The organism is Haliea sp. E1-2-M8 (genome assembly GCF_030649675.1).
Taxonomy (GTDB): Bacteria; Pseudomonadota; Gammaproteobacteria; order Pseudomonadales; family Halieaceae; genus Haliea.
This window is the reverse complement of record NZ_JAUTDR010000009.1, coordinates 156085-182162: the sequence shown is the minus strand read 5'-3', so window position 1 is coordinate 182162 and position 26078 is coordinate 156085. Positions and strand designations below refer to the sequence as shown.

The 26078-nt window shown below is 58.2% G+C and carries 21 protein-coding genes; 16 read left to right on the top strand and 5 right to left on the bottom strand.

The genetic code is table 11. The annotated features are described in order from the left end of the window. Positions 1-120: 120 nt before the first annotated feature. The 4 genes from Q6D67_RS09825 to Q6D67_RS09810 all read left to right on the top strand — a co-directional run bounded on the left by Q6D67_RS09825 (position 121) and on the right by Q6D67_RS09810 (position 5237). On the top strand, positions 121-738 hold the full coding sequence (locus tag Q6D67_RS09825) for a hypothetical protein (RefSeq protein WP_304705431.1): 618 nt from the start codon (positions 121-123) through the stop codon (positions 736-738). 218 nt (positions 739-956) lie between these two features. Then, positions 957-2291 (top strand): MFS transporter, encoded by a 1335-nt coding sequence (locus tag Q6D67_RS09820; protein WP_304705430.1) that lies wholly within the window; start codon positions 957-959, stop codon positions 2289-2291. 32 nt (positions 2292-2323) lie between these two features. Beyond that, the gene (locus tag Q6D67_RS09815) at positions 2324-3835 is read left to right on the top strand and encodes a M17 family metallopeptidase (RefSeq protein ID WP_304705429.1); all 1512 of its coding nucleotides are present in this window, start codon (positions 2324-2326) and stop codon (positions 3833-3835) included. Between the two features lies 1 nt (position 3836). Beyond that, on the top strand, positions 3837-5237 hold the full coding sequence (locus Q6D67_RS09810; RefSeq protein ID WP_304705428.1) for a M17 family metallopeptidase: 1401 nt from the start codon (positions 3837-3839) through the stop codon (positions 5235-5237). Here Q6D67_RS09810 and Q6D67_RS09805 read toward each other — a convergent pair. Next, positions 5224-6066, bottom strand: coding sequence for a TetR/AcrR family transcriptional regulator (locus Q6D67_RS09805; protein WP_304705427.1), 843 nt, complete (start codon positions 6064-6066; stop codon positions 5224-5226). The two genes, Q6D67_RS09810 and Q6D67_RS09805, sit on opposite strands and share 14 nt — an antisense overlap. A gap of 25 nt (positions 6067-6091) precedes the next feature. Between Q6D67_RS09805 and Q6D67_RS09800 the strand changes: the two genes are divergently transcribed. The 10 genes from Q6D67_RS09800 (at position 6092) to Q6D67_RS09755 (ending at position 20587) form a co-directional block, all read left to right on the top strand. Then, positions 6092-7081, top strand: coding sequence for a dipeptidase (locus Q6D67_RS09800; protein WP_304705426.1), 990 nt, complete (start codon positions 6092-6094; stop codon positions 7079-7081). 9 nt (positions 7082-7090) lie between these two features. Further along, a complete protein-coding gene (locus Q6D67_RS09795) occupies positions 7091-8512 on the top strand; it encodes an amidase (RefSeq protein ID WP_304705425.1) in 1422 nt (473 codons plus the stop codon). A gap of 98 nt (positions 8513-8610) precedes the next feature. After that, positions 8611-10899: a TonB-dependent receptor gene (locus Q6D67_RS09790; protein ID WP_304705424.1), complete on the top strand. Its 2289-nt coding sequence runs from the start codon at positions 8611-8613 to the stop codon at positions 10897-10899. A gap of 118 nt (positions 10900-11017) precedes the next feature. Beyond that, positions 11018-14140, top strand: a complete 3123-nt coding sequence (locus tag Q6D67_RS09785) for an amidohydrolase family protein (protein WP_304705423.1) — start codon at positions 11018-11020, stop codon at positions 14138-14140. 31 nt (positions 14141-14171) lie between these two features. Then, positions 14172-15404 carry a serine hydrolase gene (locus Q6D67_RS09780; protein WP_304705422.1) on the top strand — a complete coding sequence of 411 codons (1233 nt, stop codon included), beginning with the start codon at positions 14172-14174 and terminating at the stop codon, positions 15402-15404. Between the two features lie 119 nt (positions 15405-15523). Then, positions 15524-16441 carry a retropepsin-like aspartic protease gene (locus Q6D67_RS09775; protein WP_304705421.1) on the top strand — a complete coding sequence of 306 codons (918 nt, stop codon included), beginning with the start codon at positions 15524-15526 and terminating at the stop codon, positions 16439-16441. Positions 16442-16683: 242 nt separating this feature from the next. Continuing rightward, a complete protein-coding gene (locus Q6D67_RS09770) occupies positions 16684-17757 on the top strand; it encodes a sulfotransferase (RefSeq protein ID WP_304705420.1) in 1074 nt (357 codons plus the stop codon). Beyond that, positions 17754-18920, top strand: coding sequence for a glycosyltransferase (locus Q6D67_RS09765; protein ID WP_304705419.1), 1167 nt, complete (start codon positions 17754-17756; stop codon positions 18918-18920). Before Q6D67_RS09770 ends, Q6D67_RS09765 begins: the two co-directional genes overlap by 4 nt. Before the next feature lie 16 nt (positions 18921-18936). Then, positions 18937-19674, top strand: coding sequence for a polysaccharide deacetylase family protein (locus tag Q6D67_RS09760; protein WP_304705418.1), 738 nt, complete (start codon positions 18937-18939; stop codon positions 19672-19674). Between the two features lie 16 nt (positions 19675-19690). Beyond that, complete coding sequence (locus Q6D67_RS09755) at positions 19691-20587, top strand: ZIP family metal transporter (protein WP_304705417.1); 897 nt, start codon at positions 19691-19693, stop codon at positions 20585-20587. A 16-nt stretch (positions 20588-20603) separates the two neighbouring features. Here Q6D67_RS09755 and trxC read toward each other — a convergent pair whose 3' ends face one another. The 4 genes from trxC to Q6D67_RS09735 all read right to left on the bottom strand — a co-directional run bounded on the left by trxC (position 20604) and on the right by Q6D67_RS09735 (position 24108). Continuing rightward, positions 20604-21053, bottom strand: a complete 450-nt coding sequence (gene trxC, locus Q6D67_RS09750; protein ID WP_304705416.1) for a thioredoxin TrxC — start codon at positions 21051-21053, stop codon at positions 20604-20606. Positions 21054-21143: 90 nt separating this feature from the next. Continuing rightward, complete coding sequence (locus Q6D67_RS09745) at positions 21144-21914, bottom strand: SDR family NAD(P)-dependent oxidoreductase (protein WP_304705415.1); 771 nt, start codon at positions 21912-21914, stop codon at positions 21144-21146. Next, on the bottom strand, positions 21911-22309 hold the full coding sequence (locus tag Q6D67_RS09740; RefSeq protein ID WP_304705414.1) for a DUF1761 domain-containing protein: 399 nt from the start codon (positions 22307-22309) through the stop codon (positions 21911-21913). Before Q6D67_RS09740 ends, Q6D67_RS09745 begins: the two co-directional genes overlap by 4 nt. An 86-nt stretch (positions 22310-22395) precedes the next feature. After that, the gene (locus Q6D67_RS09735; protein WP_304705413.1) at positions 22396-24108 is read right to left on the bottom strand and encodes a M20/M25/M40 family metallo-hydrolase; all 1713 of its coding nucleotides are present in this window, start codon (positions 24106-24108) and stop codon (positions 22396-22398) included. A 132-nt stretch (positions 24109-24240) separates the two neighbouring features. Here Q6D67_RS09735 and Q6D67_RS09730 point away from each other — a divergent pair, with 132 nt between their 5' ends. Next, positions 24241-25173 (top strand): NAD(P)-dependent oxidoreductase, encoded by a 933-nt coding sequence (locus Q6D67_RS09730; protein ID WP_304705412.1) that lies wholly within the window; start codon positions 24241-24243, stop codon positions 25171-25173. A gap of 33 nt (positions 25174-25206) precedes the next feature. Continuing rightward, positions 25207-26040: a zinc-dependent peptidase gene (locus Q6D67_RS09725; protein ID WP_304705411.1), complete on the top strand. Its 834-nt coding sequence runs from the start codon at positions 25207-25209 to the stop codon at positions 26038-26040. Positions 26041-26078 lie beyond the last annotated feature (38 nt).

Here is a 26078-nt window from a genome sequence, read left to right as displayed (position 1 = left end):
CAGTTTACGGAGACCCACGGTGGCCGCCACTCCACCGTGAAGATTTACACCACTCATGGGGACACTACCCATCAATTCCATTGACCAGGCTCGCTTCATACGTTATCTGCAGATCGCGGGTTGCTCGACACCTCGGGTCGCAAAGTGTGGGGTATTTTTGGTGCTGGCGAAATGGATGAGCCTGAAAGCCTCTCCGCACTCACGCTGGCAGCTTGTTATTACAGCCACTCTATAGACGAGGCGCACGCGCGGGTGCGCCTGCTGGGCTCTGGCGCGATTATGCTGGAAGTCATTGCGGCCGGCGAGTTACTGGCAAACGAATGGGCTATTGAGAGCGATGTCTGGAGTGTCACCAGTTTCACAGAGCTTGCGCGGGAAGCGCGTGAACTGGAACGGTGGAACCGCCTTCATCCCACACATGAACAACGCAAAAGTCATGTGGCTGAATGTCTGAAGGGCGATATTCCGGTAGTCGCCGCGACCGATTATGTTCGTGCCGTTCCTCAATTAATTGCGTCTTATATCCGACCGCACTATACAGTTCTTGGCACGGACGGCTTTGGTCGTAGTGATACGCGTTCCCAGCTTCGCAATTTCTTCGAGGTGGACCGGTACCATATTGTTACCGCAACCTTGGCCAGTCTGGCCAGAGCAAGTGTCATCAGTAGCGATCTTTGCATGGAAGCCATAGAAAAATACGGCATTGAAACTGAACGCGCATCCTCCTGGAATACCTGAACCTGTCTGTCGGCTACCGCGAAAAAATATTCCGCGGTAGCCAGCTGTTCAGGTTAATGCCCGGGGCTCTCCTTTCTGCGATGCTGGAGCTTCCCTTCCTTTTCAAAGTTAAGCATTTCTGGCACTAACCGATCATGACCGGCGTTGCTTGCATTTGCAAAATAGCCAATCTATAATTCAAAAAACGTTTGAATAAATTGATATTTGCAGGACTGTTGATGAGCAAGGAACTAACCCACTGGCAATCGGTGCTCTATGGCCTGCCAGCGGCACCGATGGCGATTCTCACGGTACCTCTGCTGGCATACCTGCCACCTTATTATGCTGGCACGCTCGGCTTTAGCCTGACCGGGATCGGTCTGGTGTTCTTTTGCGCGCGCCTGTGGGATGGCATAACCGATCCGGCGATCGGACTCTGGTCGGACCGTATCAAGGCTCGGAGTGGAGGGCGCAAATCCTGGTTGATACTGGGTCTCCCGTTGTTGCTGTTGTCATTTTACTGCCTGACTCACCCACCGGAAGGCGCAGGGCTGCCCTTCGTCATGCTGTGGTTGATCCTGACCTACCTCGCCTGGACGATGATCCAGATCCCCTATCTTTCATGGGGAGCAGAACTGTCCGCAGACTACCGGATTCGAAACCGCATATGTGGCTGGCGGGAAGGTTTCGGGATAGTTGGTATCATGCTTGCTGCCGCTATTCCGCTGCTTGGACTAGGTGAGGACGCGGATGACCTGTCAAGGGTCATCCACCTGACCTTCCTCGTGGTGCTCGTGCTGCTTCCGCTCAATCTTGCACTGAGCATGTTTACGGTGCCAGAGGGCCAGCATTACCTCAAGCAGAGCGCTTCTATTCGCGATTCGCTCGCTTCCGCCTGGAGCAATCGTCCCCTCAGGCAGCTGTTGTTGGCCGTGTTGTGCTATCGCACGGCATGGAGTGTATTCGATGCAACGTTTGTGCTCTATATCCTGGAAATACTGCAGTTGGAATTTGGCTTCTTACCGCTGATCCTTGTGCAATACCTTGCGTCGATCGTGTTCAGCCCATTTTTGATATTGCTGGCTAACCGATTCGGCAAGCATATTGTTCTCAGCATGTCTCTCTTTGCCGGTGGTCTCTTCCTGTTACTGCTTTACTGCTTTCCGCCCGTGCAGCAGCCAGTGCTCGCCCTGATTTATTGGTTTCTGCTGGGGTTAGGCAATGCGGCTCTCTGGCTTCTACCTACCTCGATTATCGCGGACACCGTCGATTACGGTATCTGGCGAGGTTTTCCTGCACACAGTGGGCTATATATGGCGGCGTTTAATTTTATCCAGAAAATTTCGCTGGGGCTGGGTATTGCGCTGGCGTTCCCGCTGCTGGATCTGCTGGGCTTCAGGGCTGGAGGGGAGTTTGCAGTACAGAATCCTGCAGTACTTGAGGCGATAACCTGTATCGCTCCAGCGTCGATTTTGGTTGTAGCGGGGTTTTGGCTGCGCCATTTCCCGATCACAGAAAAACGCCAGCGCATACTGAAAGTACGTATTGCACGACGCAATCTGGCGACGGATTGAACCGATGGAACTTTAAGTAAAAAGGACTACTTATGAATATCAGGTTTTTGGCAGCAAGCGAAGATTTGGATCAAGCTCTCATTCTGGGAGTATGGGAAGGGAGGCCGCATCCAGTTCCCGACATGGAATTTGTGCAGGAATATGCCGCGGGTATCGATGCATTTCTCAAGCAACAGTTTTCCCGGGATCTGTTCTCGGGAAAAGCTGGTGAATCCGCTGTGTTGCCGTTGTGGACCCAGACTGGCCTGCGCAACATTGTTTTTGTCGGCCTCGGGCTACCACAGGAGCTCTCGCCGCTGCGGTGTGAAATCATCGGTGGCAGTGTAGCTGGCCAACTTGGTGAGCTATTCGAAGCCCATGCAATCGTGGAAGCAGGATTGACGGACATTCCGGGTTTACCCGATCACGTAATGGCGGCGCATCTCGCGATCGGAATGCAATTGCGCAATTATCGGTATGACAAATGGAAGACGCCGGTTAGCAAGCCACGGAGTGGAGTATTGAAATCGGTTTCCATCGTAGCAGTTGGAGCGGAAGAGGCCAGCGAGCTGTATCGACACCATGCCTCTCTCGTTGACGGAATCTCTCTGGCGAGGGACCTGGTAAACGAACCACCCAATACTCTGAACCCAGCGACGTTTAGCTCTGCGATAGAGCATCTCAGGGACGATGGCGTCAATATTCGGGAGGTCTCCGAAGACGAACTCGAGGAGTTGGGGTTGTCCGCAATTCTGGCAGTGGGTCGCTCGAGCCCCGCCAGGCCCCGGTTACTGCTATTGCAATGGCAGGGAGCGCACCCGGACGAACCCCCGGTTGCTCTGGTTGGAAAAGGGATTACCTTCGACACCGGAGGCTTGTGTCTCAAGCCCGCGGAGCACATGAAACTCATGAAAGGAGATATGGCGGGTGCTGCCTCGGTCGCCGGAGCGATATATGCGCTCGCACGAGGAAAAGTTGCGGTAAATGCCATAGGCATTCTTGCGCTGGCGGAAAATTCTGTCAGTGGCGATGCCTACCGTCCGACTGATGTAATCAGAACCGCGCGGGGCGATACCATCGAGATTTGCCATACCGACGCCGAGGGGCGTTTGGCGCTGCTGGATGCACTCTGGTATGCCTCCCAATACTGCAAGCCACGAGCAGTGCTATCGATCGGAACACTGGGCGGTTCCGGCCTATTCGGGCTGGGGCTCAAATACGGCGCACTCTATTGTGAAAATGAGGAAATGCTCCGTGATGTGATGGAAAGTGCCGACACATCTGGTGACTTGCTCTGGCGTTTACCCGTCTATGATGAGATGCAAGAGGAGCTAAAGGCCAGTGATGTGGCCGACTATGTTCAAATGCCTGATTTCTTTACCTATGGTGCGGATAGTGGCTACGTTTACCAGCTGTTAAAACCTTCGGTGACGACGGACAGTTGGGCACACATAGAAATGTGTCGACTGGAATTTGCGCTCAAAGATGGTCCTACCTGTCCTCGGGGAGCTACAGGGTACGGTGTGCGCCTGCTTGCAGAATATTCATCCAGGCGAGGTGGCTGACATGCAAACATTCCTCTCCCACAAAACCGAAAACGAAGCCCACAAAATCGCACTTGAAATCGTGTTGTTGGCCAATTTCGACCACTGGCTCAAAAACGCAAGTTCGATGGTGCAAGACTGGGTGGCACATATTCATTTCCATCCGGAACCCGGTGCATGCCTTACAATAGCTGGTCCGGACAATCGCATTGATCTCGCCGTTGTATTTGTTGATGTCGATTCGATGGAACTACTGCGGCCAGCAGATATCGGTTTTGCCTGTACGGCTTTGCCCGCACACAGCTACCAGCTTATTACGAAGCTTTCCCCGAACCAGCTCTCCCAAGTCGCACTGGGATGGCAGCTGGGAACGTATGTCTTTGACCGCTACAAGAGCGAAGTCATCAAACCTCGTGCTGGAACGCTCCTCGTTGACGATAGTGTAGATGTAGAGGCGACTATTGAACTGGCCAGGTCGGTTGCTTTCGGTAGAGATCTGGTTAACACACCAGCAGAAGATATGGGGCCCTCGGAGCTTGGCGATGTGATCCGAAACCTTGCCGACGGTTATGGCGCGACAGTTACCGAGCTCAGCGCGGATGAATTGCTGGACCAAAATCTGCCCTTGATTCATGCCGTTGGCCGGGCGTCGGATGATCCTCCACGGTTACTGGACATGAAGTGGGGCGACCCGGCCGCACCGAAGCTGACGCTGGTCGGTAAAGGCGTGTGCTTCGACAGCGGTGGGGTACTGGCGAAGGATTTTCCCGGAATGCGTCAGATGAAGACCGATATGGGTGGCGCAGCCCTGGCGCTTGCGCTGGCCCGACAGATAATGTCGAGTCAGTTGTTTGTGAGATTGCGCGTCTTGATACCCGCGGTGGAAAACTGTGTTGCGGCCAATGCCTATCGGCCGGGAGATGTCTTCAAGTCCCGTAAGGGCAAGACGGTTGAAGTGGCGCATCCCGATGCGGAGGGTCGCCTTGTTCTCGCAGATGCACTGGCGCTCGCAGACGAGGAAAGTCCTGATGTGCTCATCAGCATGGCCACGTTGACCGGCGCAGTGACGGAGGCTCTTGGTGAAGAGATCGCAGCATTTATGACCCCGTCCACAGACCTGATGTCTGTCTTGCAGCACTCCGGGCTGGCGACGGGTGATCCGCTATGGCCATTGCCATTATGGCGCCCCTATCAGCGGCTACTAAAAAGTGACGTGGCCGACCTATGCCATATCACCGAGGGGTATGGCGGTGCCGGTGCCATTACCGCGGCACAGTTCCTTGGGCATTTCGTGGAACGTGCGACCAACTATATTCACATTGATTTTGCAGGCTGGAATGGACGAGCAGATGCGGGCTACCAGCGCGGCGGAAACGTGTCGGGCATGCGAGCACTCTACGATTGGTTGATTAATCGCTTTTGACTTCCAGTAGTGCAAGTCCCGCTGCGAGCCACTGTGTTCGCAGCGTATCCAGATTGCCGGAAATGTCCAGTCCCAGCGAGTCGTCGGCGGCTGTCTCAGTGAGCATCGTGAGCAGTGAAGAGGTTAGAATCTGGCTGCGCCAGACGACGGTTTCCGTCGGCAGGTACTGAATCGCTCTTACCAGGGCGATATTGAAGCGTGCCTTGTACTCCCGGTAGGGCTTCGGCCACTTGGCTATCTCTCCGCGGGCAATGGAGCTGACTACCTGAATTTCAAGGCCCAGCGTGATGCGACCGCCGCCGCTGGTGTCACTGTAGGCCTCTATCACGGGATCGAGCCAGGACTCTAGCAGAGCCACGACATCCCATTGCCCGTTGTTATCTCTTGCCTGTGCCTCTATCGCCGCAAGACGTTGCTTGCGCGCCTCCAGGATAGGAAGAAACTGGTGGTCGAGTGCCGCAAGGTAGAGATCTTCCTTGGAACCGAAGTGATAATTGACAGCGGCGATGTTGGCGCCGGCCGTCCGCGTAATTTCACTCAGGGATGTCTCTGCGTAACCCTGGCGGGTAAAAAGGTCGAGCGCGGTAGCGACCAGTTTGTCTCTGGTTCCAGACCCCGCGCGGTTGTTGTCACGGGAGGCTCGACGACCTTTCTTCGTGTTTGTTGCCACACCTGCTCCAATCTGATTGCTTGTTGACTCCAGAAGAATAAACCGGACTTGAATTATTGTCCATGAAACCGCCGGTATTGATTCCAAAAAGAATTGAAAAAACATTTGAAAAATGAAATGGCTGGATATAAGCTTCAAGCAAGCAATAGAGTCAGCCACTTGATGGATGCGGGAGAGTTTCCATATGGAAGGTACGCGAAGCGCCAATCTGCCAGAAGGCGCACTAATCTGGGATATGGTTTGGCCCTATGAGCCTTCTGTAGGCAATAGCCTGGCAAAACTGCGGACATTCCAGTCCGCGGGTTACCACTTCATTTCCCTAACCATGGCAGGAGACAATCAAAATATTGCCGAAGCTGTCCAGCGCTTGGCTGGCGTGCGAACCGAGATCGCTGCTGAAAGTGACTGGTTGGTGCTGGTGGAGAGTATTGGTGACGTTGACAGGGCGGTTGCCGAGGGCAAGCTTGCCGTAGGTCTGCACTTCGAAGGTACTCGCTGTCTGGAACGAAACCTGGAAATGATCGAGGTGTACTATGCGCTGGGCGTGCGACACAACCTGCTGGCATTCAACGTAGCGAACTCCTGCGGTAGTGGGTGTGCGGACAAGACCGACTCCGGACTCACCGTCTTCGGCCGGCGCGTGGTAACTGAAATGGACCGCACGGGAATGCTTCTGGATCTGAGTCACGTTGGGCACCGAACATCCCTGGATGCTATCGAAATTGCTGCGGGTCCAGTGGTTTTTACCCATTCCAACGTGGCCTCACTGGCCCCCGGTTTTCGCAATCTTTCCGACGACCAGATAGATGCCTGCGGACAGACCGGCGGAGTCATTGGTATCTCCGGAGCCAGCACTTACCTTGGCGATGAAGATTGCCGTTCCGAAACTGTGTTTCGGCATATCGATTATATCGCCCAGCGTATTGGAGCCGAGCATGTCGGGCTCGGGCTGGATGTGGTTTTCAATGCGGACGCTGTGACAGCTTATGCGCGCGGCAGACCGGACGAATGGCCAGTGGCACGCGATCCATCATGGCCTGGCTTTCGTTATGTGCAGCCGGGACAAGTTGCTGAAATAGCCGAACTAATGTCATCCAGTGGCTATTCCACCGCCGATGTGCGCGGTGTACTGGGGGAAAATTTTTACCGTGTTTGCAGTGAAGTGTGGAAGTGAGGATTCCGTATGAGTGAAGAATTCGGCATGAGTGATGCGACAGTCAGCGAAATCGCTGATGCTGTTCGTGCTGGTAGTCAGCTGAGTGAAGATCTCGTGGAAACTGTTATTCGACGTGTGGAAATATTGAACCCCGCGCTGAATGCAGTTTGTTACCGGGATTATGACACGGCCAGGAGGCAGGCCAGGGAAATCGATGCCAAGGTGCGTGCAGGTATCGATCCCGGCCCTTTGGCTGGAATACCATTGGGCGTCAAGGATCTTGAGAACGCGCGTGGCATGCCGACATGCTTCGGTAGCGTATTTCACACAGGTGCAGCACCGGCAAGCGACGATAGTCCTCATGTCGAGCGGCTGCGCGCAGCGGGTGCAATTCCGCTGGTAAAAACCACTACTGCGGAATACGGGTTTGCCGGTAACTGCGATACGATTCTGTGTGGGACGACACGCAACCCCTGGAATCTCGACAAGACACCCGGCGGCAGCAGCGGTGGTTCCGCCGCTGCAGTTGCTGCCGGCATGATCCCGCTGTGCACTGGCGGTGATGGCGGGGGTTCGCTACGCGCTCCGGCTGCGTTTTGTGGTCTGGTGGGACTCAAGGCAAGTCACGGCCGCGTTCCGACCCCGAACGGTATCCCCGAAAATACAGGCTATGGTGTAGTGACGACGACTGTGCGTGACATGGCGCGCTGTCTGGACGTCATGAGCGGCCCCCACCTGAGGGACCGCATGACGTTGCCGCTGCCTGGCATACAGTATGAACAGGTCATGGAAACATTGGCGGTCTCGGGTCTCCGGGTGGCCTGGTCGACAGATTTGGAGTTTGCCGAAGTTGATACCGAACTAGCGGATATAACCCATCATGCGGCGCAGGTTATCATCCGGGAAGCAGGGCTGGACCAGAGAGATGTACAAGTGGAATTTCCGAACGTGCTCGCGGCAATGGGAGCGGTGTACACCCATCGTATCGAGAGTCGACTCAGGTGCGAGGGATTACTGCCGGGCCGCTGGGAAGAGCTTTCGCCGGAAGTCCGGCGCAGCTTTGACGGTTTCAGGGCATCGAATGAATGTGAATTGATTCGCGCCCAGGATGTGCTGACCGACGCATTGGCACGTATGGCCGCTTTGTTCGAGGAAATCGACGTATTGCTCACGCCGACTACGGCAACACCCGCCTTCGCCGCCGCCGGGCCAGCACCGACGCTGATCAATGGCAGAGACGCAAGCCGGACCCTGGATGCACCGCTGACGCCGCTTGCCAATTACTCATGGAACCCGTCGATTTCGGTACCTGCGGGAGTGACCCGTAGTGGGTTACCAGTGGGCGTAATGATTACTGCGGCTCGACATCGTGACGATGTGGTTTTGCGGCTCGCCCGTCTGCTGGAGCAGGCACGACCCTGGCCACGACATTCACCATCAATTCAATAATTTAAAAAACACTTGAATAATGTTTCGACCAACATTAATCTGCAGGCAGTGTAATCGCTGTCGCATTATTAATTAAATCGCCTTTGGAGGTGGTGATCATGATTCTGAGCAGAGCAATAAAAAAGGCACTCAACGCGTCACTTTCAGCCGGCATGATGACAATGCCGCTGGCAGCGGGTGCACTTGCCCAATCGCAGGATGAGGGCAAGCGCACACTGGAAGAAATTGTTGTCACCGCAACCAAGCGTGCCACCAGTTTGCAGGATACCCCAATGTCCATCTCGGCCTTTGATGCCAGCTACCTGGATGCCAACAATGTCAATGAGTTCTCCGAGTTTGCGGACTCCATACCAAACGTGTCCGCGCCCGATGGTCTGAATGGCGCGGGCAACAGCATTTCAATTCGAGGTATCAGTAGCCAGACCCGCGGTGGCAGCAGTGTAGAACAGCCCGCCGGCGCCTATCTGGATCAGGTTTTTGTCGGTGCTGAAGGGTTTCTGGATTACGTGATATACGATATTGCCCAGATCGAGGTGCTGCGCGGACCGCAGGGAACTGTTTGGGGCCGTAATACCGCCTCGGGCGCGATAAGTTACAGGTCGCAACGTCCGACGCGAGAATTCGGTGGCTATGTTGACGTCCAGGCGGGGGATTATGATCTCTCCGCGTTTGAGGGCGCGGTTTCAGGACCACTGGCGGGTGACAAACTATTGTTTCGTGTTGCCGGTATGCATTATGAACGGGATGGGTACATTGATGATCTCGACGGAGGCAGCTTCGGTACCCAGGACCAGGATGCCGTGCGTGCCCAGTTGCATTTCCTGCCCACTGATGAACTCGATATATTGTTGATTGGCCAATACCTGGAGTCTGAAGGTGTGGACAATATTCCCACCTGGTCCGCAGGGCCCGGCTATGAGGGTCCCCCGGAACTCAATGTGGGCAGTGTCCACGGCAAGAGGGTAGGGAGGACAAACGGGCCTTCCAACGTCACCAGCGAATTGTTCGGACTGACATCAATCGTTACCTGGAACCTGGCTGACTATGAATTGACCTCGGTAACCGGGTATCAGTCTGCTGAGAGTAGCGCCCACATTGATGATGAGGGCTCGGGCCTGGACCTCGCGGAGGCAATTTACGGTTTAACTGCTTACGGTATCGACCATGATCCCGACGCAAGCGATATTTTTTCCCAGGAGTTGCGCCTGGTTTCCCCTCGATTGTGGAATACCACGGAGTTTACGCTCGGTCTGTACTATTTCGACCGGGAGTTCGACACCGAACGCAGCGTGAAAGTCGGCAGTTATATCGTCGATACGCTGGGGCTTCAGTTACCGTTTGGAGCATCGGCGCTACTGGAGCGTGAACGTGTGGCGAGTAGTACGGAATCCTATGCGGCCTTTGGTCAGGGCAGTTTTGATATAACTCCCCGGTTGGCACTGCAGGCGGGCTTTCGTATAACTGAAGAGACCAAGGATTTCGCCTTTGCCAATGGCGCCGTGTTTCTTGGCGAAAATGACGAGACTCTACTCGATATTCCTTTAGGGGAACCGCTAAAACTCGACCAGTTCGAAGATACGGTATTTACCGGTATGCTGGGCCTGAAATACCACGTCAGTGACGATGTCATGGTCTACGCCACATATTCCGAGGGCTACAAAAGTGGCGGTTTCAACCGTTCGTTCGTCACGGCCCCGGACTTGCTCCTGCCATTTTTTGGCCCCGAGGAAGTGGCCAACCACGAGCTCGGCTTGCGTTCGAAGTGGCTGGACGGGCGACTCACGGTAAACGCAACGGCGTTCTTCATGAGTTACGACGATCTGCAAGTTGAGGGCCGAGTCATCAATGAGCAAGGCCAGATCGTTTCACAAATCGAAAATGCAGGACAGGCGGAAAGTCAAGGTCTGGAACTGGAAGTCACCGCATTGCCAGCGCCAGATTGGGAGCTGTTCTTCAGTGCCGGGTACCTGGATGCGGAATTTACCCGGTTTGTTAATGTCGATGGCGCTGATTATTCGGGCAATAGCTTGCCCTTCGCGCCGGACCTGAACCTGAGTCTGCGCAGCCGCCACGATTTTGACCTTGGTGCCGCCGGGACGTGGTACGTCCAGGGCGAGTGGGTTCACCAGGGCAGCTATTATTCGGAGCCCAGCAACAGGGAGCGTGGCTCGCAGGGATCATCGAACATGTTTCATGCCCGTGCTGCCTGGATCAGTGCAAACGGGAACTGGGAGCTCGGTGTCTGGGGCCGAAACCTGTCCGACGAGGATTTGCTGGTGGATTATAACCCTGCCGTGGAGGACAACGTGACGCTGTTTCACGGCGCCACCCTGCGCTCCTGGTCTGCACCCCGGACCGCCGGCGTCGACCTGAAGTACAGTTTCTAAGATGATGGGCACCGGACCGGGAAAGTGGCTTGTACTGCTGCTGTTGTTGCAGAGTATAACGGCGTACCCCCTTTCCCCTGCGCGCAGCATAGAATTCAGCACTACGGAAGGGACATGGATGTCGGTAGACATCTCTCCGGACGGGAGATCTCTGGTCTTCGATTTGTTGGGGGATCTCTATCTGCTTCCCGTCGGTGGTGGTGCGGCAATGCCGTTGACCTCGGGTATGGCGATCGACCAGCATCCCAGATTCTCGCCAGATGGAGGTCAGGTGGCGTTTATCAGTGATCGCAGCGGTACCAGCGATCTCTGGCTGATCGACATTGACTCCGGTCGCACTAGCCGTCCTGCTGCCCAGCAGCCATCGGAGAGACCAACACGGGAGGTGATTAATCCTGCCTGGCATCCCGATGGCAGCTCAGTGATATCTACGCGTATGCAGATATTCCGGCCCCAGGCTGCGCCGGCATTGGTTTCGCAATCTGTCGTGGACGACACCGGCAGAACCATTTCAGTGCAAGGTCCACCGGGGTCGGGCGCACTAAGTCCGGCGTACAGTCCCGATGGTCGATCTGTCTACTTTGAGCTGTCTCGCAACTGTGCAGCAAAGGTCGCATATGCATTTGTACCGCCTTGTTCTCAGGTGCAGGTGCTGGACCTGGTCAGCGGGCAACAATCGGTGGTGAGTGACCGGGAAGGTGGCGGTATGCGGCCGCAGGTCTCTCCAGATGGACGTTGGCTGGTCTACGCCAGCCGACGTGTTGCAGATACAGGTTTACGTATCCGCGATCTTCAATCCGGGGAAGAACGCTGGCTGATCGTCCCCATCGAACGTGACATCCAGGACGGCAACAGCTTCAATGGCACCTTGCCGGCCTATGCTTTTACACCCGATGCAAGCGCACTGGTAATTGCCTTTGCTGGCAAGATCTGGCGTGTGGATGTACCATCAGGTGAGCGCGAGGAGATTCCTTTTCAGGTCGATGTCCAACGCGAACTCGGCCCATTGCAGCGCTACCCGAACAAGCTCCCAGACGGCCCTGTGCAGATCAGACATATCAGGTATCCTCGCGTCTCCCCGGATGGCATGACGGTGGTATTTACAGCCCTCAGCAAGGTCTGGATCATGGATCTAGCGGGAGGGAATCCCAGGCGGCTCACGAATACCGGCCGAGATGTTATTGAGCGTTATGCCACATGGTCACCCGATGGCGCCAATATTGTATTTTCCTCATGGTCTCCCGAGTCGGGCGGCAGGTTGGTTCGAACGCTGCCTGGTTCCGGGACTGTTACCGGACTGGCGCAACATTCGGGAGAATATGTTTTTCCGGTCTACACGACCGATGGACGCCATCTGATCGTATCCAAAGTTGGGGTTCTTTCCGATACCGATAGAATTCGCCGTTACGACATCGTCGCACTTCCTGCAGAGGGTGGCGCTGAACGTCATCTAACATCTGTTGCGCGGCCTCATGATCGCCCGATGTTCGGCGAGACCACCGTATTGCATGTATCAGGTAATCCGGAGCGTGTCTGGTTTACTGATCCCTCCCAAGGTGTCGCTTCGATAAATATTGAAACCGGAGAACGGTGCAACCACTTTGCGCTGGACCCGGTCATCGAAGGACATGATTATGCTCCGGATACGGGCGTGGGCTATGAGTTTGTTCCCGATGCGTCACTGTCGCAGGCGCTGATGCGGATCGCGCGTCAAATTTACCGTATCGACCTGACGGATATTGACCTGACGAAATGCACCGGACAGCCCCTCACGTTGGGATACTCCGGCTCAGGTCCTGCCATGGAGCGGTTGTCTCGTTATGGTGGACTTTATCCCAGCTGGTCGCCACACGACGGCGCTGCCGTCTTTTCCACCGGCACGACAATATTCCGGTACGCGGCGGTCGCCCCGGATTCCATCGGCAACGAAAGCTCTGTTCTCGATCTGACCCGGCAGCCTGCGATGAGCCCGCTGACGGTTAAACTTACGCTGCCCCGTCCGCGCTCAGATAACGTAGCGGCATTGCGCGGTGCCAGGATTCTGACGATGGCGGGTGGTGATGTCATTGAAAACGGCGATTTGCTAATCCGGGGGCGTCGGATTGTCGCTGTAGGGAAGAGGGGTGAAGTTGCAATTCCTGACAATGCCACGATATTTGATCTTGGTGGGAAATTTATACTGCCAGGGTTCATCAACACGCATTGCCACGAAACAGTATCGCGCACCACAGGACCCGCTGCGAGTGCAGCGGACTCTTGGCAGCTGAGAAACTACCTTGCCTACGGAGTGACAACCTGTGTTGACGTCTATGCTCACCAGCAACAACTCGAGCTTGCAGATCTGATCGATGCCGGTCAATCGACTGGTGCGAGGTTGCTCACGACAGGACGAGGTTTGAAGTGGAATGAAGTTGTGCGTAGCCACAGCGAAGCGGAATCGGCGGTGTGGCGTGACCGACGGTTCTGGCATACCCCACTCACCAAATACTATGTAGCCGGCAACCGCTTGCAACAGCAATGGGTGGTTCAGGCCGCTGATACTCTCTCCCAATCAGTGGTGAGTGAAGGGCTGCATTTTGCCCGAGACCTGAGTAGTATTACCGATGGCATCGGTGGTCTGGCGCATTCTGTGGCATTGCCTGTGTTTTACGATGACATGCGCCAATTTATCGCGCGTGCCGGTACGGTGCTCCACATGCAGCCTGCCTATGTGGGCTGGAATAATGCTGGTGCAAAGCCATTTTCGCAGTATCTCGCTACTGTTGATCAGCAGCTACTGTCCGACCCCAAAGCCAGGCGATTCTGGATGCGGGCGGCGTTGCTGCGGAAGTTGCGTACTAATCTGGCGGTACCGCAGGCGGAACACACGATTACCCGTTTTGCCAGAGGTATGCGCCAGTTCGTTGACGCCGGCGGTACGGTTGCGCTGGGTGAGCACGGTGAATTTCTCGGTACAGGTTATCACTGGGAGATTTGGGCGATGGCTACCGGTCTCGATGCCGACCTCGCGTTACAGGCGGCTACCCGGATGGGTGCGGAAGCGATCGGTTATTCCGATGATCTCGGCACCGTAGAAATCGGTAAAGTCGCTGATCTGGTGGTACTGGAGGAGGATCCCATGTTGGACATCTTCCAGACGCGGTCACTGTCCACCGTCATCAAGGATGGCACTATTTACGATGCCGAGACCTTGGATCAGATCTGGCCGGTTTCCGGCTCACTTCCCGCGCCGCAGAAGTGAGCACAGATGATAGTATGAAACAGGAGTGCGTATGATGATGAGGCTGAAAGTTGCACTGGTGTTGATGTCGGTGGCGTTATGCGCACAGGCCGCGCCGGAGACCCAAGACCCGGGAGCAAGAACGGCGGTTTCGGGAGCCCCGGCACTGGATGCTATGGAGGCACTAGACCAACGGGCGCGCGAACTTGCGGCAGCGGACCTGTTTAGCGGTGGCGTGCTGATTGTACGTGGCGACGGTGAGGTTCTGCTTCGGCAGGCATACGGGGAAGCCAGCCGGGAATTCGGGGTGCCTAATACGGCCGATACTCGTTACATTCTTGGGTCGATAAACAAGATTTTCACGGCAGTGGCAGTTTTGCAGCTTGTGGAAGCAGGCGAGCTGGAACTCGACGACGCAGTGATCGACCATCTTCCCGGTGTGCTTTCGGACAGCGTCGCGCGTCGTNAGATTTTCACGGCAGTGGCAGTTTTGCAGCTTGTGGAAGCAGGCGAGCTGGAACTCGACGACGCAGTGATCGACCATCTTCCCGGTGTGCTTTCGGACAGCGTCGCGCGTCGTGTGCAGATACGACATTTGTTGTCGCATACGTCCGGGCTTGGTGACTTTTTGTTCACACCGGAAATGGAGCGGATGAACCGGGCTATGTTCCGCGTAATTGCGGATTACTTGCCGATGCTCGCTGATGACAAGCTTGCTTTCGAACCCGGATCGAGGTGGGGTTATTCGAACACTGGTTTCCTGGTATTGGGGGCACTGTTGGAGGCAGTTACGGGTGAGGAATACGGGACTTATATTCAGACTCATGTCCTGCAGCCGGCAGGGATGCTCGATACCGGGTGGCCCGAACTGGACCGTGTCCCACAGAACCTCGCCAGCACCTACACACCGGTCTCTGATGATCCGGCAGATGGTTTTATGAGTGACCGTTACGAGCAGGTTGTAAAAGGTACGCCGGCGGGTGGTGGTTTCTCAACGCTCGATGACATGGCACGTTTCGCACGTGCTCTGTTGCAGGGGCAGCTCCTGAGTCCAGAGACAGTGCAGCTAATGTTGTCACCGAAACCGGAGCTGGGGTCGGAGGCGTATGGCTTCGGCGCTCAACTCTTCTGGGGTGACTGGGTCGGACATACCGGTGGCGGGCCAGGAACTGTCGACTTCTTCGGGTTTGAGACTAAAACCGGCGATATCATCGTCGTGCTGGCAAATCAGATCGGCGAAACTATGGAAGTGGTAGAGGGCGCGCGGGCGTTCCTGGAGCACTGACTCGGCCAGCGTTCATTCCGCACCAGCGTGCATATGCCTATACTTAGGTTGAGCAGGCTCAGCGAAACGCTAACCTGTGTCATCCAACTTTTTTCTGATCTTACCGGAGTGCCCAGCCCATGATCTTGCGTTGCTTGGCCGGTTTGTTGTCCAGCGCTTTCTTCCTGTCCACGCCTGCCCTCGCCATCACGGCCGAGCCGGCACGCCTTCCAATCAGCTATCTGGAGGAACGGATCCTCGTCCCCGTTCAGATCGCCGGGATTGGAGAGCGCTATTTCATTCTGGACACCGCCGCGGGCCGATCGGTGATCTCCGCCGATCTGCGCGCCGGGCTGGACCTTGCGCCCGAGGACATCGATCAGCTCGAGGTCCAGGGAGCGACCGGCGCGATCACGATGGAGGTCGCCACCCTGCCGGGACTGTCCCTCGGTGGTCTCGTCCAGGATGATGTGAGTGCCGTGGTCGCTGATCTCAGTGCTTTCCGCGAGTATGACGGTCGCCAGGTCGAGGGCATTCTCGGGGTCGATGTACTTTCGCGCTACGACGTGGCAATCGATGTGCCCGGCGCGGCGGTCACCCTCTTCCAGGACCCGGCTTCGTACTCGGACCTGGGCGTTACCGAAGCCGGCCTCGACTTTCATGCCGTAGTCCAGCCTGGTTTCGTCCAGTTCACTGTGATGCTGGAAGGCGAGCCCGTCGCCGCCGTGCTCGACAGCGCGGCCCGGATCGGCACCCTGAACTGGCACGCGGCCGGTCTCGCCGGACTGTCTGCAAACAGTGAAGCCGTCACGGTCAAGAACGGCGGGTCGCGAGGTATCGATGGACGGGGCACGGCAAGTTACGCCGCCCCGGTGAGCGATATCTGTCTCGGGGCGCGGTGTTATCCGGCGATGGATGTCAAGATCGCAGACCTTCCGGTCTTCGAGGTTCTCGGCATCGCGGGGGCACCCGCCATGCTGGTGGGCGCGGCATTCATGGCCGATTGCCCCATGCTCATTGCCTATTCGACCGAAACCCTGCACGTGTGCGCCGACTGACCGCACCCGTTATGCAGCGCAAGGCTGACCACGCCGACAATTACTGCAAGACCCCTCAGGGCGCCAGCCGGCAGTCACGTTTCTGTCACATTCAAGCATTACTCTCCGCGGGTAATTCATAAAGGGACTAAACCACCCACGTGATATACGCCCTGAGCTTTTATCTTTCCCTGTTTCTGACCGGTTGGTGCCGTGCAGACAGTGCCCAGCGGCAGGGTCCCGGGCTGCGACGCTGGTTGCTATTGGGGCTGTTCTGGCCCCTGTTCGTCCTGCTGCAAGGCGTCAACGCCACCTGCCTGCAACTCGACAACTGGCTGTTTTCGGGCTACCGGCGAGTCGTAGTCAAACAGCCTGTTTTTATCGTCGGCATGCCGCGCAGCGGTACCACATTTCTGCACCACCTGCTGGCGCTTGACGGGCAACGTTTCACCACCACCGCGCTGTGGGAGCTGATTTTCGCACCGTCCATTATCCAGAGGCGGTTTTGGCGCGGCCTGGGGCGCCTCGATGCACTGGTAGGCCGCCCGTTCGGTCGCTTGATATTCGGCGCGGAACGCCTGTTGCTGTCCTGGCTGGACGACGTGCACAAAACCGGTCTGCAAGCGCCCGAAGAAGACTTTCTTGGTCTGCTGCCCACAGGCGGCTGCTTTTTGCTGGTCCTGCTGTTCCCACAGCAGCAACTGTGGCGGCTGGCTTACTTCGATCGTGATCTCACGGGCGCGGAGCAGGCGCGGATATTGCGCTTTTATCACGGCTTGGTGCAACGGCACCTGTATTGTCATGGCCGGGGCAAGACCTACCTCAGCAAAAATCCCTCCTTCAGTCCGATGGTCAAAGGTCTCGCGCGCACATTTCCCGACGCCCGGTTTATCGCCAGTTTTCGCAACCCGACCGACGCCGTGCCCTCACAGGTAAGCTCTATGGTCAACGCAGCGCTTCTGATTGACCCTCATGCGGATACCGGTTATTGGCGGGACCGCTTGACCGAACTATTGCAATTCTATTGCCGTCATCTGCTTGATACGCTTCCGGAGATGTCGTCCAGTCAACAGGCCATTGTAACGATGGAAACGTTGTCGCAGGCACCGCTGGCTACTATTGAGCAACTCTACCAACGTTTTCAGTTGCCTTTTAACGATACCTACCGGCAAGCGCTGACACGGGAAGAGGACAAGGCCCGAAACTATCGCAGCCGTCATGACTATTCCGTCGACAGGCTGGGCATTTCACGGGAGCGTCTGCTGCAGGCGTTTGGTTTCATCTACCAACGCTTTGCCTACCCGGACCCGACCTGTCCACCTGGGGGCCGTTTATGACACCCGACAAGTTGCGACTGCTATTTGTAGTTGATGCCATTCGCGGTCGCAATGGTGTCGGAACCTATTTTCAGGATCTGGCGGCACACCTTGAAAACCACGAAATGGTTGGCCGTGTTGAACTGGTAGCCCCAGGCATCGAACAGCCACACCCCTGCCAGGGCAGATCCATCCCTATGCCTGGAGACGCCACCCAGCGGCTTTACCTGCCAAGATTGCGCGCCCTCACACAGCTGGTGCTGGAGATGCAGCCGGATGTCATCATCGTCCCCGGCCCGGGTTTTTTCTCCCTGGCCGGCTACTGGATTGGCAAAAAACTGGGCATTCCCGTCTGCGTCACTCACCAGAGTGATTATCGTGCGATGGTAAGGCTGTACTGGCGACCGCTGATTGCGGGTATTGTCGGTAACCTGCTGCAGTTGCTCAACATACGGATGTTCCGCGGCAGTTCATCAGTCATTACCATTAGTCAGTCCATGGTTGAGCACGCCCGCAGCATCGGCGCCATCAATCCGCGCCTGGTGCCCACCCCGGTGGCTCACGGCTTTGTTTGCCAGCCTGTCACGGCAATTCGGCCGAAAATTCAACGTGTACTGTTTGTCGGCCGCCTGGCTGCGGAGAAAAATATCGGGCATTTTTTGGCGCTGGCAGAACAACGGCCGGATCTTGTTTTCGAGATCGTTGGCGACGGGCCACTACGCTGGCTTGTCAGGCAGAAAGCTGACGAACTGCCCAATCTGGTGTTCACCGGCTGGTTGAGTCGCGATCAGGTGGTGCATCACCTCAATGACAACGACCTGTTGATACTGCCGTCTTCTGTAGAGGCCTTCGGCACGGTGGCGCTGGAAGCCATGGCCCGTCAGCGTCTGGTTCTGACCACGCCCGTCTGCGGCATAAATCAATGGCCTGAACTGGCAAGCGGCTTGTATACACTGGCCCCGGATGAAACATTGTCCAGCGCCCTGCAACGCATTGAAGCCCTGCCGCACAGCGAACGACAAATGACTGCCGAGCATGCCCGCAACGCCGCGTGCCGGCTGAATGGGGATGCTATCCAGCAATGGTTGAATGTTCTGCGCTCCACCGCTCTGCAAAAGCATCACCTGCCCAAGCCGGCGCGCTCAACCACATTTGCCCTGTTGCGAAAGCTTGCCGCAGACTGACAGCAAGCGAACAAAAATGTCGGAGCAACGCACTATCCATACCGCCGTGATATCAGTTCATGATGTCATGCCCGAAACGCTCACAGCAGTCGGCCATCTTTTAAACGCGCTTGGTGAGATACCGCCAGCAAGTGTCACCCTGCTGGTTGTCCCTGGTCGCCGCTGGCAACAGGCGGACATTGATTGGCTGCACGAACACCAAGACCTGGGCTATAGACTTGCCGGCCATGGCTGGATGCATTGTTGCGACGCACCGCAAAGCCTATATCACCGGCTGCACAGTCTTTTCCTGTCCCGCAGAGCGGCTGAGCATCTGTCGCTGTCGCGTTCACAGATTAACGAACTTGTAGCACGCTGTTATGGGTGGTTTGCCGATCAGGGCCTGAACAGTCCAACGCTCTATGTCCCGCCGGCCTGGGCGATGGGTAATGTGGCTAAACCACGGCTGCAGGCGCTGCCGTTCGGCCAGTATGAGACCTTGAGCGGGGTTTATCACAGCGACGGTGATTCGTTTGACAGGCTCCCGCTGACAGGTTATGAAGCCGATTCGCCGTCGCGGGCCATATTCCTGCGTCGTTTCAACCAGTACCAGCGTTATCGCGCTGCCTGCACCGGGCTGCCATTACGCATTGGTATACACCCCTATGATCTGCGGCACCGGATGGCCAACGACCTGCTGAAGGACGTACATTCCGTGGAGCGAGCCATGCACTATGAAAACTACCGCGATGGATGCCAAAAACGCCAGCACTAGGTGTTAATCAACCGGGATGCTGCAACCAGGGCGTGCTTGCCTGGGGCTTGCTGCAAGCGGGGTATTCGAGGGCCTTGAGAAAGGCAGGGCAAAGGAAGCGGTCGAGGCTATAATCTGCAAGATCATTAATCTGCCCGCTGGCTTTGTGAGGGTGGTCTCGGGAAGGGGTGAGCCTATCAGCAGTTTCTGGTGGATCGTAGTCGGTGGTTTTCTGATGAGCGCGATCGCGCTGGTGGGTGGTTTGACCACCTTGATTCGCGCGGAAACGCTGGAGAAGCTGCTGCTGCCCGTGGTGTCGCTGGCTGCGGGGACGCTGCTCGGTGGCGCTTTCTTTCACATGATTCCGGAGGCCACCGCGGCACTGGATCCAATCGCGGCGGCGGTGTGGGTTGTGGCGGGCTTCACGACCTTTCTCGGGCTGGAACAGTTTCTGCACTGGCATCAGTCGCACAAGGCCTCGGCACAGTTCCGCAGGCCGTCGGCGTATCTGATCCTGATCGGTGATGCCATTCACAATTTCATCGGTGGTCTCGGAATCGCCAGTACCTTTCTGATCAATCCGCAGGCCGGATTTGTGGCGTGGATCGCAGCGGTAGCGCACGAGGTGCCCCAGGAACTGGGCGATTTCGGTATTCTTGTGCACGGTGGTTTTCCGCGTCGCCGGGCCCTGTTCCTGAACCTTGTTTCGGCATTGACCTTTCCCGCTGGTGCTCTCATCGCCTATGCGGCCTCGCGGCATTTCGAGGTGGCAGCGCTGGTGTTGTTTGGTGCCGGGAATTTCATCTATATTGCCGCGTCCGATCTGGTTCCAGAGATCAAGTTGCTGACCAGCTGCCGTGCTGCGGTGACGCATTTCGGCTTTTTTGTTCTGGGGTTGGCACTGACGCTGGGCATCGCCCTCGCCGGTGTGTGAGCACAAGGGGCGGGACTCAGCGCGGCAGGTTCCGCTGTACCCAGGCGTTGAACTGCTGCTGGGGCAGGGCGCCTGCCTGCTGCACGAGCTGCTTGCCGCGGTGAAATATCGCCAGGGTCGGGATACTTCGTATGTTGAACGAGGCTGCCGTGCGCGGTGCCACCTCTGTGTCCACTTTCACGAACCGGGCCTGCGGTTCCAGGGTTGCGGCGGTGGCTGCAAATACCGGGGTCATCATCTTGCAGGGCCCGCACCACTCGGCCCAGAAGTCCACCACCAGCGGCAGCTCCTCTTTGGCCAGCAAGCGACTGAAAAGGGCGTCATCCGCGGCCAACGGAGTGCCGGTGAACAGTGCCTTGTGGCAGCGTCCGCAGTTTGGTTTCTGCCCCAGACGGGATCGCTCAATTCGGTTGATGGTGCCGCAATGGGGGCACAGTGTCTGCAGGGCGTCTGCCTGGGCATTCATTTGCGTGTTCTCCAATAAGGCCTGTAGCGGCGGGGCGTTATGTAGTTGAACTGGGTCACGGCGGCTCCCTGGGCTGGTGTGATGGCAGATTCAGCGGGAGATGGTGGCGCCATCCACCACCAGGGAGTGGCCGTTGACATAGGAAGCCTGCGCGCTGCACAGCCACAGCACTGCCGCGGCAATTTCATCCGCAGTTCCGAGCCGCCCGCAGGGGATGCTGTTGAGAATCATGGTCTCCAACTCCGGGCCCTGGCGCATGGAGTCCTCCAGCATGGGCGTGCGGGTAGAGCCCGGGAGCACAGCGTTGACCCGTACCCCGGAGGGCGCCACTTCCATGGCGGCGGTCTTGGTCAGGCCCAGCACCGCGTGCTTGCTGGCGCAGTAGGGCGCCAGGTAAGGCGTGCCGATCAGGCCCGCTCCCGAGGAGATGCTGACAATGGCGCCGCTGCCGGCCGCTTTCATTACTTTGAGCTGGTGTTTGAGGCAGAGGAATATGCCGGTGAGGTTGATGCCCGTTACCCGCAGCCACTCTTCCATGGTGGTGTCCTCAAGCGCCGCCGGCTTGCCCGCCACCCCGGCGCTGTTGACCGCGTAGTCCAGGCCGCCGAAGTGGGTCTGACAGGCGGCCACGGCGTCCGCGACCGCTCGCTCCTCAGTGACATCGCCGGCGATCGCGTGGGCGCCGAGTTCCACCGCCAGTGCCTCCACGCTGTCGCTATTCCGGTCGAACAGCACCAGGCGGCAGCCCTGGGCGGCGAACTGGCGGGCACAGGCCTCGCCGATGCCGGAGGCGGCGCCGGTGACCAGGGCGACCTTGCCCTGCATGTCAGCGTAGCTGACGGCGGGGAAAGGCGAATTCACGGCCAGGCTGCCAGAATCAGTCCGATTACCGTGTACTGCACGGTATGGTAGCCGCCATTGATTAACAGCAGACGCAGGGGTCGCTGCTCGAACTGATAGTTGACAGCGAAGGAGCCGGCCACCCAGAACAACCCTGCGGCGAATCCGGCACCCGCCCCCAACCCCAGGGACGCATCCGGTCCCAGAAACATCGCGAAAACGTATGCTCCCAGCAACACCCAGATGAAGGAAATCCCAAACACTTTGGCCATTTTGGCCTGTCTTGCCTGTTCCTCACTTATACCCGCAGCAGCCATCCAGGGTTTCGCAAACAAGAGCGGCGAATACCAAAGACCGCCAATGAGAAATGCCGATAATACCGCGACAATGACCGCAAGATGATTGATTTCGTTCATGGCTATTACCCCCATTCACTGCAGTCTGTACCCATTTTTCCGTTGCTGCAAAGCGCGACCAGCTTTCGCGAGAAAAGCGCGGGTCGTTATAGTCTTGCAGAGCTGCTTGTGTCCCGCAGCGCCTTGAACTCCGACCCGGCTTTCCACTCGGGCCAGCGCCGCGAGTTGCCGAGGTCCTCAATCAGCATCTGGAACAGCTCGATGTCCTGCACCGCACCGGCCAGGTTCCAGTCCGGATCCCAGGCGTCGCAGGTCTGGTGATAGCAATTGCCGACATAGTCGGCGACCCACTGGTTGCCGGCGGCGCGGCCACCCTCTACCAGATCATTGCCGCCGGCGATGGCCATGAGCAGCAGCACCGGAACGCCGCCGCGCGCCATGGAGAAGTGATCCGCGCGGTAGAACAGACCGTTTTCCGGCAGATTTTCTGGCGTGACTACCCGGTCCTGGGTGGCGGCAACCCGCGCCAGATCATCCTCCAGTTCACTCTGGCCTTTGCCGACCAGGATCACGTCGCGGGCCAGGCCGGCGGTTTGCAGGATATCGAGGGTGAAATTGGCGACGGTAGTCTCCAGTGGATAGACGGGGTCGTCGGCGTACGCCTTGGACCCCAGCAGGCCACTTTCCTCTGCCGTCCACAGGGCAAAGACTACGCTGCGCTGCAGCGGCGGGCCGGCCTTGAGGACACGGGCCAGCTCCAGTACGCCGGCGGTTCCCAGGGCATCATCATTGGCGCCGGGGCGCACGGTCCGGCCCTCGGCGTCAGGCGCGCCCTCGCCGTAGGAATCCCAGTGCGCAGAAGCCATCAGGATTTCGTCGGGATGGGTACTGCCCGGCAGCAGGCCAAGCACGTTCGCGCTGTCGATTTCCTTCACCTGCACCTGTAAATCGGCGCTGAAGCTGGTGTCCTCCAACTCAAAGGCTTCGAAGTCGGGGTGGCGTGCAGCGACCCGCAGCTGTGCCAGATCATGCCCGGCGGCGGCCAGCAGCCGTGCCGCGGTATCGCCGTGCATCCAGCCCTGCAGCGCCACCGGCTGTGCGTCGGCGTCTGCCAGGGCGTAGTTTTCACCGGGGGACGAGGAGGCCACGCTCCAGCCGTAGCCTGCGGCCTCGGTTTCATGAATGACCAGTGCTCCCAGGGCGCCGCGTCGGGCGGCCTCCTCGAATTTGTAACTCCAGCGGCCATAGTAGGTCATCCGGCGGTTGCCGAAACGGCCGGCGACCGGTTCCTCCGCTGCCGCGGCGAAGTCCGGGTCATTGACCAGGAACAGGGCGATCTTGCCGGTCAGGTCGAGGTCGCCGAAATCGTCCCAGTCGCGTTCCGGCGCGGAAACGCCGAAGCCGACGAAGGCCACCGGAGCCTCATCGATCACGATGGCGGTAGCGGGGCGCACGGTGCTGACCTCGATATCTTCGGCCTGCAGCAGCGCCGAGCTGTCTCCGCCCTGGGTAATCGTCAGGCTGCCCGCGTCACCGAGCAGGGTGTGGATCATGGGCACCGTCTGGGTCCAGCTGCCGTCCGGGCCCCCGGGTTCGATACCGATGGTCTCGAACTGCTCGATCAGGTATTCGACAGTTTTGCTCTCACCGGCTGTACCGGGGGCGCGACCCCCGAACTCGTCCGACGCCAGTACCTTTACCTGCTCGGACAGGCGCTGGGCATCAATCCGGGCAGGCTCAACGGTGGCGGTTTCGGCGGCGGTTACAGTTTCGGACGCGACCGGCGGTTGCTCTTTGGCGCAGGCGGCAACCAGCAGTATTGCGGCGAGCAGAGATAGTCTCGACAGGCGTTGGTTCACAGGCGTTTCCTCATTCCGGGTAGTGGCTCCAGATGCGGCAACATTAACACTCACTCAGCCTGGTGACGAGTCGGCACGTCAGGCGTCGCTTGCGCTACACTGGGCGCGGGAAATGAAGGAGAAACCAGCCCCATGCGATTGCTCACCGACCTGCGCCTGCCGGACCTGCATGCGCGGATTGCCGCTTGTGCCCCGGGCCTCGAGATCGTCCAGATTGATGCCAAGGCCGGCGTACCAGATGGCCTGCGCGGCGATGCCCTGTTTACCACGGCTATTCCGGGGCCCCACCTCGAGGCGCTGCTGGCGCCCGAGGTCGGCGTGCGCTGGATACACCTGTACGGTACCGGTGTCGACGGTTTCCCCCTGCATTTGGTCGGCGATCGCGAGCTGACCTGTTCCCGCGGCTCCACCGCGACTGCCATTGCCGAGTGGGTACTGGCAATGCTGCTCGCAGATGCCAAGCAGTTGCCGGCCAGCTGGGTCGACAGCCCCCCGGCGCACTGGTACTTCGCTTCGCTCCAGGTTCTGGCGGGCAAGCAGCTGGGGCTGGTGGGGCTGGGCGCCATCGGTAGCGCCGTAGCGCGTCGGGCCCAGGCCTTTGAGATGTCCGTCAGCGCCCTGGTGCGCTCTCCGAGGACGCTGCCGGCAGGTATTCAGCGCGCCGATGATATCGAGGCCCTGCTGGCGGGCAGTGACTACCTGGTGCTGGCGGCGCCCGCCACGGCAGCCACCCAGCACCTGCTCGACCGCGCGCGCCTGGCCCAAGCCAGGCCCGGATTGCGGCTGGTCAACGTCGCTCGCGGCAGCCTGGTCGACCACGACGCCCTGCGCTGGGCGCTGGACGAAGGCATCGTGGCCCATGCCTACCTGGATACCGCGGAGCCGGAGCCGGTACCGGCGGGCCACTGGCTGTACACGCATCCCGGCGTGAGCCTCAGCCCGCACATTTCCTGGTGTGAGCCGGATGCGATGGAGCGCGTGCTGGCGCTGTTTTTTGCCAACCTGGAGCGTTTTCTGCGCGACGAGCCGCTGGCGGGGCGGGTCGATGTCAATGCCGGCTACTGAGCAGGGCAGGGATGTGGCCGGAGCCGCGGCTACATGAGCCTGTTGGCAGCGCTGCTGATTGTGGCGCTGGCTACGCTGTTGCTTTTCGTCCTGCCGGCGCGACGTCGTCGTCGCGCCCTGGCCGCGCCTTTTCCCGCTGCCTGGGACGCCCTGCTGGCGCGGCGACTGGAGCCCTATGCCGGGCTGGAGAAGGCGGAGCGGCGGCAGTTGCAGGATCTTGTGCGTCTGTTTCTCGCGGACAAGCAGTTCCACGGTTGTGGCGGGCTCGATGTCACGGAAGAGATGCGGGTTTTGATCGCCGCCCAGGCGTGCCTCCTGCTGCTCAACCGGAGCAGCCGGATTTTCCCGGGGCTGCAACACATTCTGGTGTACCCCGGTGCGTTTGTACGCGAAGGCGAAGAGTGGCATGAGGACGGCACCGTCAGTGAAGTCAGCAGCGAACTGCTGGGCGAATCCTGGGACGCCGGCAAAGTGATCCTCTCCTGGGAGGACGTCGACCGCGATCTGGACCACTTCGGTGATGGGTTCAATGTCGTGCTCCACGAGTTCGCTCATCAACTCGACAGCGAGAGCGGCAGCGAGAACGGCACCCCGGTACTGTCTGCCAGCGATTCAGATGAGTGGGTGCGAGTGATGACACGGGAGTATGAGGGCCTAGCGACCGCGGCCGAACGGGAGGAAGAGACCTTGCTCGATCCTTATGGAGCCAGCGCCCCGGCGGAGTTTTTCGCCGTGATAACGGAAACGTTCTTTGAGCTGCCGGACCAACTGAGTGCGCAGCATCCCGAACTGTTTTCACTGCTGCGGCGCTACTACCGGGTGGACCCGGCGCAATGGTACCGGGCGCCCGAGGACAAGCTGCAATGAGGCATGCATTGCCAGAAGCTGACGCTCCGGGCAGGCAA

Excerpts from the sequence above, each read along its gene's own strand:
- Q6D67_RS09820 (WP_304705430.1), top strand. The coding sequence starts at position 957 with ATGAGCAAGGAACTAACCCACTGGCAATCGGTGCTCTATGGCCTGCCA.
- Q6D67_RS09815 (WP_304705429.1), top strand. The coding sequence starts at position 2,324 with ATGAATATCAGGTTTTTGGCAGCAAGCGAAGATTTGGATCAAGCTCTC.
- Q6D67_RS09810 (WP_304705428.1), top strand. The coding sequence starts at position 3,837 with ATGCAAACATTCCTCTCCCACAAAACCGAAAACGAAGCCCACAAAATC.
- Q6D67_RS09800 (WP_304705426.1), top strand. The coding sequence starts at position 6,092 with ATGGAAGGTACGCGAAGCGCCAATCTGCCAGAAGGCGCACTAATCTGG.
- Q6D67_RS09795 (WP_304705425.1), top strand. The coding sequence starts at position 7,091 with ATGAGTGAAGAATTCGGCATGAGTGATGCGACAGTCAGCGAAATCGCT.
- Q6D67_RS09790 (WP_304705424.1), top strand. The coding sequence starts at position 8,611 with ATGATTCTGAGCAGAGCAATAAAAAAGGCACTCAACGCGTCACTTTCA.
- Q6D67_RS09785 (WP_304705423.1), top strand. The coding sequence starts at position 11,018 with ATGTCGGTAGACATCTCTCCGGACGGGAGATCTCTGGTCTTCGATTTG.
- Q6D67_RS09775 (WP_304705421.1), top strand. The coding sequence starts at position 15,524 with ATGATCTTGCGTTGCTTGGCCGGTTTGTTGTCCAGCGCTTTCTTCCTG.
- Q6D67_RS09765 (WP_304705419.1), top strand. The coding sequence starts at position 17,754 with ATGACACCCGACAAGTTGCGACTGCTATTTGTAGTTGATGCCATTCGC.
- Q6D67_RS09760 (WP_304705418.1), top strand. The coding sequence starts at position 18,937 with ATGTCGGAGCAACGCACTATCCATACCGCCGTGATATCAGTTCATGAT.
- Q6D67_RS09755 (WP_304705417.1), top strand. The coding sequence starts at position 19,691 with ATGCTGCAACCAGGGCGTGCTTGCCTGGGGCTTGCTGCAAGCGGGGTA.
- trxC (WP_304705416.1), bottom strand. The coding sequence starts at position 21,053 with ATGAATGCCCAGGCAGACGCCCTGCAGACACTGTGCCCCCATTGCGGC.
- Q6D67_RS09740 (WP_304705414.1), bottom strand. The coding sequence starts at position 22,309 with ATGAACGAAATCAATCATCTTGCGGTCATTGTCGCGGTATTATCGGCA.
- Q6D67_RS09730 (WP_304705412.1), top strand. The coding sequence starts at position 24,241 with ATGCGATTGCTCACCGACCTGCGCCTGCCGGACCTGCATGCGCGGATT.
- Q6D67_RS09725 (WP_304705411.1), top strand. The coding sequence starts at position 25,207 with ATGAGCCTGTTGGCAGCGCTGCTGATTGTGGCGCTGGCTACGCTGTTG.